Origin of the sequence: Mizugakiibacter sediminis (assembly GCF_000953855.2) — a bacterium.
GTDB classification, from domain to species: Bacteria; Pseudomonadota; Gammaproteobacteria; order Xanthomonadales; family Rhodanobacteraceae; genus Mizugakiibacter; species Mizugakiibacter sediminis.
Genome location: NZ_DF970277.1, coordinates 60,792 through 72,633, shown reverse-complemented (window position 1 = coordinate 72,633; position 11,842 = coordinate 60,792). Strand labels below are relative to the sequence as shown.

General features: G+C 69.6%; 9 protein-coding genes. 6 read left to right on the top strand and 3 right to left on the bottom strand.

All coding sequences use genetic code 11. The features are described from left to right. Positions 1–19: 19 nt before the first annotated feature. Entirely contained in the window at positions 20–619 is a 600-nt protein-coding gene (locus MBSD_RS14830) for a TetR/AcrR family transcriptional regulator (protein ID WP_062538062.1), read from the bottom strand. A gap of 123 nt (positions 620–742) precedes the next feature. Here MBSD_RS14830 and MBSD_RS14825 point away from each other — a divergent pair, with 123 nt between their 5' ends. From MBSD_RS14825 to MBSD_RS14800, 6 genes are all read left to right on the top strand, one after another. Next, on the top strand, positions 743–1,543 hold the full coding sequence (locus tag MBSD_RS14825) for a M48 family metallopeptidase (RefSeq protein ID WP_062538061.1): 801 nt from the start codon (positions 743–745) through the stop codon (positions 1,541–1,543). A 427-nt stretch (positions 1,544–1,970) separates the two neighbouring features. After that, positions 1,971–3,074 carry a Glu/Leu/Phe/Val dehydrogenase dimerization domain-containing protein gene (locus tag MBSD_RS14820; protein ID WP_062538060.1) on the top strand — a complete coding sequence of 368 codons (1,104 nt, stop codon included), beginning with the start codon at positions 1,971–1,973 and terminating at the stop codon, positions 3,072–3,074. A gap of 118 nt (positions 3,075–3,192) precedes the next feature. After that, complete coding sequence (locus tag MBSD_RS14815) at positions 3,193–3,921, top strand: hypothetical protein (protein ID WP_062538059.1); 729 nt, start codon at positions 3,193–3,195, stop codon at positions 3,919–3,921. A 107-nt stretch (positions 3,922–4,028) separates the two neighbouring features. After that, positions 4,029–5,186 (top strand): isovaleryl-CoA dehydrogenase, encoded by a 1,158-nt coding sequence (locus MBSD_RS14810; protein WP_062538058.1) that lies wholly within the window; start codon positions 4,029–4,031, stop codon positions 5,184–5,186. A gap of 291 nt (positions 5,187–5,477) precedes the next feature. Then, positions 5,478–6,656: a thiolase family protein gene (locus MBSD_RS14805; protein ID WP_062538057.1), complete on the top strand. Its 1,179-nt coding sequence runs from the start codon at positions 5,478–5,480 to the stop codon at positions 6,654–6,656. A gap of 129 nt (positions 6,657–6,785) precedes the next feature. After that, complete coding sequence (locus tag MBSD_RS14800) at positions 6,786–7,028, top strand: hypothetical protein (RefSeq protein WP_062538056.1); 243 nt, start codon at positions 6,786–6,788, stop codon at positions 7,026–7,028. Positions 7,029–7,245: 217 nt separating this feature from the next. On the opposite strand, the gene MBSD_RS14795 is transcribed toward MBSD_RS14800, so the two are convergent. Both MBSD_RS14795 and MBSD_RS14790 read right to left on the bottom strand, forming a co-directional pair. Then, the gene (locus tag MBSD_RS14795) at positions 7,246–9,765 is read right to left on the bottom strand and encodes a TonB-dependent receptor (protein ID WP_237071827.1); all 2,520 of its coding nucleotides are present in this window, start codon (positions 9,763–9,765) and stop codon (positions 7,246–7,248) included. A gap of 39 nt (positions 9,766–9,804) precedes the next feature. Continuing rightward, entirely contained in the window at positions 9,805–11,841 is a 2,037-nt protein-coding gene (locus tag MBSD_RS14790) for a tetratricopeptide repeat-containing sulfotransferase family protein (protein ID WP_062538055.1), read from the bottom strand. Position 11,842 lies beyond the last annotated feature (1 nt).

Below are 11,842 nucleotides of genomic sequence, written 5' to 3'. Positions count from 1 at the left end.
CGGATACCTCGCAGGGGATTTATGCCCGGTAGCTCTCGATCAGGCGGTGCATGGCGCGATCCGCGCGCGCGATCGCGTCCTGCAGGCCGAACAGGCGGGCGTCGTGGTGCAGGGCCAGCTCGATGCCGAACAGTTCGAAGGCGAGCTGGACGGGATCGCAGTCGGCGCGCAGCTCGCCGCTGTCGATCGCCATCCGGATCGCGCGCGCCAGCTCGCGGCGCAGGCGCGTCTGGTACTCGACGACGCGATCGCGGATCGGGCCCGGCCGGTCGTCGTACTCGATGGCGGCGCTGACCATCGGGCAGCCGCCCTGCCCGGCGTGCAGCCAGTCGATCCAGCGGCGCAGGATCGCGCGCAAACGCGGCAGGCCGCGGCGCTCGCGGATCGCCGGCAGGAACACCTCCTCGGTGAAGCGCTGCGCGGCGGCGTCCAGCACGGCGAGCTGCAGCTCCTCGCGCGAACCGAAATGCGCGAACACGCCGCTCTTCGACATGCCGACCGCCTGCGCGACGCCGCCGATCGACAGGCCCTCGAAGCCGTCGGTGCGCGCGATGTGCAGCGCGCGGTCGACGATGGCCTCGCGGGTGGCGGCACCCTTGCTGGTGGCAGCGGCAGTCATGGCGGCGAGAAATAGCACGACCGTTCGTTCTTGTCCAGCGGCGCGCCAAGTTCGCGCGGGAGCCGATTGCACCGCGCCCGCGCCGGCCTATGCTGGACACCCGCCGTCCAAGGAGGATTCGCCATGAAGCGCATCTGGATACTCGCCGGCCTCGCCGCCGCGCTGCTCGGCGGCTGCGCCACCAGCCCCACCGGGCGCAGCCAGTTGATGCTGGTGTCGGACGCGCAGATGAACCAGATGGGCCTGGCCGCATTCAGCCAGCTCAAGCAGCAGGGCAAGTTCGCCGACGCGCCGCGCGAGCGCGCCTACGCCGCCTGCGTGGCCGACGCGCTGATCCGCGTGCTGCCGGCGCCGTACGACCGCCAGGAGTGGGACGTGCAGATCGTCAAGGACGGCAGCGCCAACGCCTTCGCCCTCCCGGGCGGGCGCATCGGCGTCAACGAGGGCATGTTCAAGGTGGCGACCGACCAGGACCAGCTCGCCGCCGTGCTCGGCCACGAGCTGTCGCACGTGGTCGCGCGGCATTCGGCGGAACGCTTCTCCGACCGGATGGCGGCGCAGGCCGGCATCGCCGCGCTGACCGTGTACGGCGCCAGCCGCGGCAACGACGCCGGCCGCACCATGGCGCTGCTCGGCGTCGGCGCCGAGGTCGGCCTGCTGCTGCCGTGGTCGCGCGCGCAGGAAAGCGAGGCCGACGTGCTCGGCCAGCGCTACATGGCCGCCGCCGGCTTCGATCCGCGCAAGGCGGTGACGCTGTGGCAGAACATGCAGAAGAACGCCGGCAGCGGCGGCGTGCCCGCGTTCCTGTCCACGCACCCCGCGCCGGGCAACCGCATCAGGACGCTGTCCGAACAGGCGCCGAAGCTGATGCCGGTTTACGAGCGCGCGCGCGCCGCCGGCAACGCACCGCGCTGTTCGCCGTAACCGCGCCCATCGGCCATCGTTGGCCGAGCTCTCGCGCCGGCGGGGAGAGGATGGGGGGGAGCAGGCGCCGCCCGCAGGACGGCCGCATCTCGCAGCGAGCAGGGCAACGCGCGCCCTGCGCGCGTCCCGGCTACCGCTGTGCCGACGCGCTGGGTACGCGAAGGCCCGATGTGGCGCTTCCACGCCGGCTGCCGGCGGGCCGAGCGCGCAACATCCGCGCTGCGTCCGCGCACGCCGCCACGACCATCCGAACTGTCGCTCAACCCCGTCAGGGGCTAGAATGCGCGCCGCACGAGGCAGGCCCCGGTCCGCCGGGACGTTCCCTTTCCTTGGACAATCAGCCATTTGTCCGCGAGAGCTCAGGTGCCCTCTCGTGCACGCCTCCACGCGCGCCACCTGCAGCCGCCATTCCGGGAGTTCGCTTTCGATGATTTTTGAAACCATCGCCACCTCGGGTCACGAGGAAGTCGTCTTCTGCCACAACAAGGACGCGGGCCTGAAAGCCATCATCGCGGTCCACAACACGGTGCTGGGCCCGGCGCTGGGCGGCCTGCGCATGTGGCCGTACAAGACCGAGCAGGAGGCGCTGAACGACGTGCTGCGCCTGTCGCGCGGCATGACCTACAAGAACGCGGTGGCTGGCCTGAACCTGGGCGGCGGCAAGGCCGTGATCATCGGCGATCCGTCCAAGGACAAGTCCGAGGCGCTGTTCCGCGCGTTCGGCCGCTTCGTCAACTCGCTCAACGGCCGCTACATCACCGCCGAGGACGTCGGCATCGACGTCAACGACATGGAATGGGTGTTCCGCGAGACCGAATTCGTGACCGGCGTGCACCAGGTGCACGGCGGCTCCGGCGATCCCTCGCCGTTCACCGCGTTCGGTACGCTGCAGGGCCTGATGGCCACGCTGTCCGCCAGGTTCGGCAACGAAGACGTCGGCAAGTACAGCTACGCCGTGCAGGGCGTCGGCCACGTCGGCATGGAGTTCGTCAAGCTGCTGCGCGAGCAGGGCGCCAAGGTGTTCGTCACCGACATCAACAAGGAAGCCGTGCAGCGCTGCGTCGACGAACTGGGCTGCGAAGCGGTCGGCCTGGACGACATCTACGACGTCGACGCCGACGTCTACAGCCCGTGCGCGCTGGGCGGCACGGTCAACGAGAAGACCCTGCCGCGCCTGAAGATGAAGATCATCTGCGGCGCCGCCAACAACCAGCTCGCCAACGACGCGATCGGCGACGAGGTGGAGAAGCGCGGCATCCTCTACGCGCCGGACTACGCGGTGAACGCCGGCGGCGTGATGAACGTGTCGCTGGAGATCGACGGCTACAACCGCGAGCGTGCGATGCGCATGATGCGCACGATCTACTACAACCTCTCGCGCATCTTCCAGATCGCCAAGCGCGACGGCATCCCGACCTACAAGGCCGCCGACCGCATGGCGGAGGAGCGCATCAGCGCGATCGGCAAGATCAAGCTGCCGACCATGGGCAACCACGGTCCGCGCTTCCTCGGCCGCATGCGCGGGCAGTGATCCTCCGCTGCGCCATGCCAGCGCCGAACGGAACCCGGGCTTGCCCGGGTTCCGTTTTTTCGGAGGTCGCGTCGCGCCGGCCGGCGCCCGCCCGCGCCGTCCATCAGGGGCATTCGACATGAAGCCGCCGTCTTTCCTGCCGCGCATGCAGGGCACGGCCGTTGCCTTCGGGCTGGCGCTGCTGCTGTGCACCACCCTCGCCACCGCCGCCGACATCCAGTTCGGCAAGCGCTCGCTCAACGTACCCACGCCGGAACACTTCGTGCCCTCGGCCGCCACGCTGCCGATGCTGATCGTGGTGCTGGAAGGCTACCTGCCGAAGACCAACCGCCTGGTCGAGGCCTACCTGACGCCGAACGACCTGGACGCGCTGTCGAAGGGCGAGAACAAGGAACTCGACCGCTACTTCCAGCTGCAGGTGGCGCGCAATCTCGAAGGCGTGCACGTGCCGGACGGCGAGTTCGAGAAAGCCCGCGACCAGATCGAGGCCGGCGTGCGCGCCGCGTTCGATCACGTCGACACGCTCGGCGACGCGCTGATGCGCCAGGGCAACGAGAAGACCGGCGCGCTGACCGGCAAGGACGTCAACGCCTCGCTGTCCGGCACCGGCTACTTCGGCACGTTCCGCCGCGAGCCGTGGGGCCTGTTCTTCAGCGCGCGTTCCAGCGTCGCCGTCGAGGGCCAGGCGCCGACGTCGATCGTGATGTCCGGCGCCGTGGTGCAGATCGACGGTCAGGTGCTCTACCTGTACGCCTACAGCCACTACCGCGACGAGAAGGACCGGCAGTGGACCGCCGCCGCGGTCAGCCGCTGGGCCGACGCGATCCACGCCGCCAACGCCCACTGAGCGGCGTCGCGGGTCCGGACGCGGCATAATCCCGCTGTTGCGCGTCCGTTCCGCCGGGCCGGCGGGCGGACGCGCGACGCATCCATCGCAGGAGCCCGGACACCGACATGCGCCCGTTTCCCCTCGGAGAAGACCTCGACCTGCTGCGCGAGAGCGTGCACGCCTTCGCGGAGAAGGAGATCGCGCCGCGCGCCGACCTGATCGACCGCGAAAACGCGTTCCCGCAGGACCTCTGGCGCAAGCTCGGCGGCATGGGCCTGCTCGGCGTGACCGTGCCGGGCGAATACGGCGGCTCCGAACTCGGCTACCTCGCGCACGTGGTGGCGATGGAGGAGATCTCCCGCGCATCCGGCTCGGTCGGCTTGTCCTACGGCGCGCACTCCAACCTGTGCGTCAACAACATCTTCCACAACGGCAACGAGGCGCAGCGGCGCAAGTACATCCCCAAGCTGTGCTCCGGCGAGTACGTCGGCGCACTGGCGATGAGCGAGCCCGGCGCCGGCTCCGACGTGGTCGGCTCGATGGCCTGCCGTGCCGAGAAGAAAGGCGACCGCTGGATCGCCAACGGCTCGAAGATGTGGATCACGAACGGCCCGGACGCCGACGTGTTGCTGGTGTACATGCGCACCGCGCACAAGCCGGCCGGCTCGCGCTGCATGACCGCCTTCATCGTCGAGAAGGGCATGAAGGGCTTTTCCACCGCGCAGAAGCTCGACAAGCTCGGCATGCGCGGCTCCAACACCTGCGAGCTGGTGTTCGAGGACTGCGAGATCCCCGACGAGAACCGCGTCGGCGAGGTCAACGAGGGCGTGCGCGTGCTGATGAGCGGGCTGGATACCGAGCGCCTGGTGCTGTCCGGCGGCCCGATCGGCCTGATGCAGGCCGCGCTGGACATCGCCCTGCCCTACGTGCGCGAGCGCAAGCAGTTCAACGCGCCGATCGGCACCTTCGGCATCATGCAGGCGAAGATCGCCGACATGTACACCGCGCTGCAGTCGGCGCGCGCCTATGCCTACATGGTGGCGCAGGATTTCGACCGCGGCGTGCGCTCGCGCATCGACCCGGCGTCCTGCCTGCTGCACGCCTCGCAGAGCGCGGTGCAGGTGGCGCTGGAGGCGATCCAGTGCCTGGGCGGCAACGGCTACATCAACGAATACCCCACCGGCCGCATCCTGCGCGACGCCAAGCTCTACGAGATCGGCGCCGGCACCAACGAGATCCGCCGCATGCTGATCGGGCGCGAGCTGTTCCACGGCAAGTCGTGAGGAAGGCCGGGACTCGGGAAGGCCCATCCCGCCGGAGAGCGTGGGTGGGCTCCAGTCCCCCCTCGGGCCTTTCGCGACGCGCAAGCGGCGGGCTGAAGCCCGCTCTGCCGACCGCCCGACGCCGCGGGCGGTGCGGCGGCCGCCGCCATCGTCTGGTGATGCGGCGCAGCGCGGCACGCACCCCGTCCGCAAGCTGCCGCACGCAGGTGTTTGCCGCATCGCAACATCCCCTGCGATAATCCGGCCATCGTCCGCGCGGCCCGCCGCGCACGCACCTCCCGGAGAAGCAGCATGTCCGCCATCGTCATCGTCGGCGCCAAGCGCACCGCCATCGGTTCCTTCCTCGGCCAGTTCACCGGCGTGCCGACGCCGACGCTGGGCGCCACCGCCATCCGCGCCGCATTGGAACAGGCGCGGGTCGCGCCCGCCGACGTCTCGGAAGTGATCATGGGCTGCGTGCTGCCGGCCAACCTCGGCCAGGCGCCGGCGCGCCAGGCCGCGCTGGCGGCGGGCGTGCCGGTGGCGACCGGCGCCACCACCATCAACAAGGTGTGCGGCTCCGGCATGAAGGCGATCATGCTGGGTCACGACCTGATCAAGGCGGGCTCGGCGACGGTGGTCGTCGCCGGCGGCATGGAGTCGATGACCAACGCGCCGCACATGATCCCCAACTCGCGCACCGGCAACCGCTACGGCGGCTTCGAGGCGGTCGACCACATGGCCTGGGACGGCCTGACCAATCCCTACGACGGCAAGGCGATGGGCGTGTTCGGCGAGCAGTGCGCCGACAAGTACCAGTTCACCCGCGAGCAGCAGGACGCGTTCGCGACGGAGTCGGTGAAGCGCGCGCAGGCGGCGCAGCAGTCGGGCGCGTTCGACGCGGAGATCGTTCCGCTCAAGGTGGCGACGCGCAAGGGCGAGGTCGAGGTGAAGGCCGACGAGCAGCCGGGCCGCAGCGACATCGCCAAGATCCCCGCGCTGAAGCCGTCCTTCCGCAAGGAAAACGGCACCATCACCGCGGCCAGCTCCTCCAGCATCTCCGACGGCGCCGCCGCGGTGGTGCTGATGAGCGAGGACGAGGCCAAGCGCCGCGGCGCCGCTCCGCTGGCGCGCATCCTCGGCCACGCCACGCATTCGCAGGAGCCGCAGTGGTTCACCACCGCGCCGGTGGGCGCCGTCGAGAAACTGCTGAAGCAGGTCGGCTGGAAGGTGGCGGACGTCGATCTCTTCGAGATCAACGAAGCGTTCGCGGTGGTGGCGATGGCCGCCATGCGCGAACTCGGCATTCCGCACGAGAAACTCAACGTCAACGGCGGCGCCTGCGCGCTCGGCCATCCGATCGGCGCCACCGGCGCCCGCCTGGTGGTGACCCTGGTGCACGCCATGAAGGCGCGCGGCCTGCGCCGCGGCGTCGCCTCGCTGTGCATCGGCGGCGGCGAGGCCACGGCGATTGCCGTGGAACTGGCCTAAAGCCAACGCCAGCCAAACGGACCGGGCCGCATATAAGGGATTATCGGCATTGCATCTGGCGCCCGGACAATGAACGCGCTTTAATACTGCGGCCATTCACCGGCAATCCACGGCACAAGGAGAATCCCAATGAAGTTGACCCGCATCGTTCTTGCCTCCGCGCTCGTTGCGCTGCTGGCCGCGTGCAGCGGCGGCAACAACGAGCAGGCCCCGGCCGAGCAGGCCCCGGCTCCGGCCGCGACCGCCGCCGCTCCGGCCGAGCAGGCTCCGGCCCCGGCTCCGGCGTCCACCGCCGCCGCCGCTCCGGCCGAGGCTCCGGCTCCGGCGTCGACCGCCGCTCCGGCTCCGGCCTCGACGTCCGGCGGCAACTGAGCCGAACGCCGAAGTCTGCCGAAAAGCCGGCCGCCGTGCGGCCGGCTTTTTTTCTTCCGCCCGCCGCCGACACGGACGACCGCCGCCGGCGCGTCGTTGCTCCCGAAATCGCCCGTGCGCGGCGCGTCTTCGCCGCCTGCGCCGCCGCCGGTCCCGCAAAAGGAAACCCCGGCTCGCGCCGGGGCTCCCTCCTCACTCCCGACAGGCCGCCGGCCGGCTAGAACTCCTGCGTGAAGCGGATGCCGACCGTCCGCGGCTGGCTGGTGATCGTGTACACCTGCCCGTTCGGGTACTGCGGCACCACGCCGTGCGCCGCGCACACCGCCTCGGCGCATTCGGTGTACTTGGTGAGCTGCGTGCGCTTGTCGAACAGGTTGTTGACGTAGACGTCCACCGACCAACTGTTCTTGCGGATGCCGGCGGAGACGTCCGTCAGCGTGTAGGGCTTCAGCGGGCCGAGCAGGCCGCGCTCGAACAGCCGTAGGTCGGACTGCCGCTCGCCGACGTGCACCACCGCGGCCTGCACGAAGGCTTCCTTGTCGCCGACGTCGAAGGTGTAGCGGGCGATCAGGTTGCCCTTGAAGCGCGGCGTCACCGGCAGCTGCGTGCCCTTCGGCGCTTCCGGACCGGAAACCACGTCGCCGGTGAGCGGATTGATCGTGCCGGCCGGACACTCGGTGATCGGATTGCCGGCGAGATCGGTGAAGCCGCAATAGTTCGCGGTCAGCTTGGCGTTGTACCAGGCGAATCCGCCGCCGAGCTGCAGGTTGTAGGTCGCCGCCCAGTTCAGCTCCGTCTCCAGACCGTCGATGCGCGCCTGGTTGGCGTTCTTGATCTCGGTGAGGCCGTTGGCGCCGAGGATGCTGAACTGGAAGTCCTTCCACTTCTGGCGGAACACCGAGCCGTTGAACGACAGCCGGTTGTCGAGCCAGGTGGTCTTCCAGCCGGCCTCGTAGCTGGTCAGGAAGTCGGCCTTGTACGGCGGCAGCGTGCCGCGGCGGTTGATGCCGCCGGGGCGGTAGCCTTCCGAACGGGTCACGTAGACCATCTTGGTCGGCGTGATCTGCCAGGTCAGGTTGAACTTGCCCAGCGAGCCGGATTCCTTCACGTTCTTGTAGAAATCCAGGCACGGCGCGCCGTGGAACGGTTCCGGCGAGATGCAGCCGGCCTCGCCGTAGCTCGACGACGGGGCAAAGCCCTTGCTGAAGCCGAAGAAGCCGCCGAGGCTGTTGTGCGCGCGGAAGTAGCGTCCGCCGACGGTCGCGGTGAGCGTCTCCGGGATCAGGTCGTAGGACAGTTCGCCGAACACCGCCTCGTCGCGGTCGATGCGGTCCTGCTTGGTCAGCCACAGCGTGTGCGGCCAGCCGGTGACGGACAGGCTGTCGGCCAGGTTGGGCACCATGTAGCGCTGCTGGATGTCGTGCTTCTGGTGCTCCCAGAACAGGCCGGCCACCAGGCGCAGGCGCTCGTCGCTCGGCGAGGCGAAGCGCAGCTCGTGGCTCTGCTTGGTGTAGCGGTCCAGGCCCTTGATGAACTGCGAGGGATTGATCAGGTTGCCGCTGTTGTCGTAGAGGTAGGCGCCGTAGCCGAACAACGTGTCGTACCAGAACGAATAGTCGCTGTAGTCGTTCTGCTCCTCGGTCAGGCGCTTGAGGTAGGCCCCGGCGTAGGTGACGTCGAAGATGCCGATCTTGCCTTCCACCGTCAGCGCCGCCTGCCACCAGTGGTCGTCCGTGCGCTCCGGGTAGAAGTGCGTGATGCCGAGCTCGCCGACCGCCGGGTCGTTGGCGAAGTTGCCGTTGGCGGTGGAGCGCTGGCCCATGATGGTCGGGCTGATCGACCAGTTGTCGTCGAGGTTGACCTTCAGCGCCGCGCGCGCGCCGGTGGTGTCGACGTCGTTGTAGTTCTTCTTCGCCAGGTACGAGCACTCCAGCAGCGGCGCCGGCGTGCAGTCCTTGGCGTTGCTGACGGTGATGCCGGAGGTCGGGAAGGTGCGCGTGCCGGGCACGTTGTCGATGTAGCCGGCGGCGTGATCGTGCCAGCCGACCAGGCGGATCGCGGAGTTGCCGGCGACCGGGATGTTCACCATGCCGTCCGCGCTGTAGCCGATGCCGCCTTCGTTCACCGTGTTGGCGCCGACGCTGTAGTTGGCGGCGAAACCGCTGGGATCGGGCTTGTTGGTGATGATGCGCAACGCGCCCGATTCCGCGCTGGCGCCGTACAGCGTGCCCTGCGGCCCGGACAGCGCCTCGACGCGGGCGATGTCGTACATGTGGATGTCGAGCGGACCCTGGATGGTGGTCACCGGTTGCTCGTCCAGGTACACGCCGACGCTGGGCAGCGAACCGGAATGGTTGCCGTCGCCGCCGCTGGCCACGCCGCGCATGTAGATCTGCGCGAAGCCCGGGCCGAACGTCTGGTAGGCGACGCTCGGCAGGTACTTCACGTAGTCGTCGAAGTTGCTGATGTGCAGATGTTCGATCTTCTCCGTGCCCAGCACCTGGATGCTCAACGGCACCTTCTGCAGGTTCTCGGTGCGCTTCTGCGCGGTGACGGTCACGGTCTCCAGCGTCGTGCCCTTCTGCTCCTTGGGCGGCGTCGACGCCGGCGCCTGCGCCTGGCCGGCGTCCTGCGCGAACGCCGGCGCGGCGATGGCGAAGCAGATCGCCGCGGCGAGCGGCAATCGGGACAGCTTCGCCCGCGGTCTTCCGCCAGATGGCATTGACTTGATGTACATCGGCCTCCCCTCTCTAAGGACTACCCCAATCGAAGTTGATTACATCGCCTCGAACTCCGGCACTTCCGGGTAGCGCTGCAATACCGCCCCCAGTGCCGACTCCAACGGCGCCAGCCATGGCGCGTAGTGCCGCCAGTGATCCACGCCTTCGCGATAGATCGGCCTGCGCACCTGTTCCGAACTCGCCGTGCGCACCGGCCGCGCGTTCTCGAAGAAGCGCAGGCACGACGCCTCGAACGGCAGACCGCAATAGTCGAGCAGGCGGCGCACCTCGCCTTCGGTGTCCTCGACCATGCGTTCGTAGACGACGCGGTGCACGCGCCCCGGCAGCACCGCGTCGAAATGCGCCATCAGCGCGACATAGTCGCGATAGTAGTGCGCCAGATCCTCGAAGCTGTAGCTGAAGCTCTGGCCACGGGCGAAGTGCTGCTTGAAATTGGAGAAGCAGCAGGCCAGCGGATGGCGGCGCGCGTCGATGATCTTCGCGTTCGGCAGCATCAGGTGGATCAACCCGATGTGCATGAAGTTGTTCGGCATCTTGTCGATGAAGAACGGCGCCGCCGTCTTGCGCTGGATGCGCGTGTGTTCCAGGTAGCGCTCGCCCAGCGCGCGCAGCGCGTCGCCGTCGAGCGCGGCGAGCGCCTCGTGGTAGGGCATCTCGCCCTCGGCGCCGCCCTGCTCGCGCAGCATGCGCGTGATCGAGGTGACCTCGGGCAGCTCCATCGTGCCCTCGACCTGGCTGTGGCTGGACAGGATCTGCTCGATCAGCGTGGAGCCGGCGCGCGGCAGGCCGACGATGAAGATCGGGTCGGGCGCCGGGCAGCCGGCGCCGGCGCGCGCAGCGAAGAACTCGCGCGTGTAGCGCTGGCGGATGTGGCGCACGCGCGCGCTGGTTTCCTCGGCGCTGTAGTGCAATTGCGCGCGGCGGATGGCGTTGCCCTGCGCGTAGTGGCGGAACGAGGCTTCGTATTCGCCGACGTCCTCCAGCGCCTTGCCGACGGCGAACTCGAGGTGCAGGCGGTCGTCCTCGCCGAGGTCGCCGCGCGCGAGCTGCGCGCGCATCGCGGCGAGGTCGTCGGCGCCGAAGCGGAACGTCTTCAGGTTGGCCAGGCTCCACCACACCTCGCCGAAGGACGGTTCGGCCGCGAGGCTGCGGCGATAGGCCTCGACGGCGCGCTCCGTGTGCCCGGCGGTCTTCAGCGCGTGGCCGTAGCTCATCCACACCTTCGGATTGTCCGGATGCTGCTGCAGCAACGCGGCGTAGATGCGGATCGCCTGCTCGTACTCGCCGATGCGGCACAGCACCACCGCCTTGAGGTTGCGGTAGGCCGGGTTTTCCGGCGCCACCGCCAGCAGACGCTCGACCTCGGCCAGCGCCCGTTCCGGACGGTTGCTGCGATGCAGGACCAGCGCGTAGTTCTCGCGCGCGGCGTGGAAGCCGGGCGCCAGCTCCAGGCAGCGCTCCAGCAGCTTCAGCGCGTCCTCGTTGCGGCCGACGCGGGCGGCGACTTCGGCGAACATGCGGATCGCGGCGACGTCGGTCGGCGCCTCTTTCAGGTGCTGGCGCAGCAGCGCCTCGGCCTCGGGAATGCGGTTGTCGACCAGCGCGGTGGCCGCGGCCAGCAGGCGCGGGTCGCGGGCGGCGTGGCGCACGTGGTCGGCATAGGCGGCGTCGGCGCCGGCGGCATCGCCCTGCGCGTGCAGCAGGTCGCCGAGCAGGCGCCAGACCTGCGGCAGGTCCGCTTTCAGTGCCGCCGCGCGGCGCAGCGCCTCGATCGCCTCCGCGACGCGCCTGGCGCGCGCCAGCGCCGCGCCGAGGTCGAAGTGCGCGGGGGCCCAGTCCGGCTGGCTGCGCGCCAGCGGCTCGAGGATGCCGAGCGCGCCCGCCGCGTCGCCCTGCGCCAGGCGCGCCGACGCCAGCAGGCGCAGCGCGGCGGGATGGCCCGGTACCGTCTTGAGGATTTCCGCCGCCTGCTCGGCCGCCAGCTCGGGCCGGCCGTCCAGCAGGCGCGCGGCGTGCTGCAGCGCCTGCTCCAGCGTGCCGGTCGCAGCCGCGGCGGTGGTAACGCTCTGCATG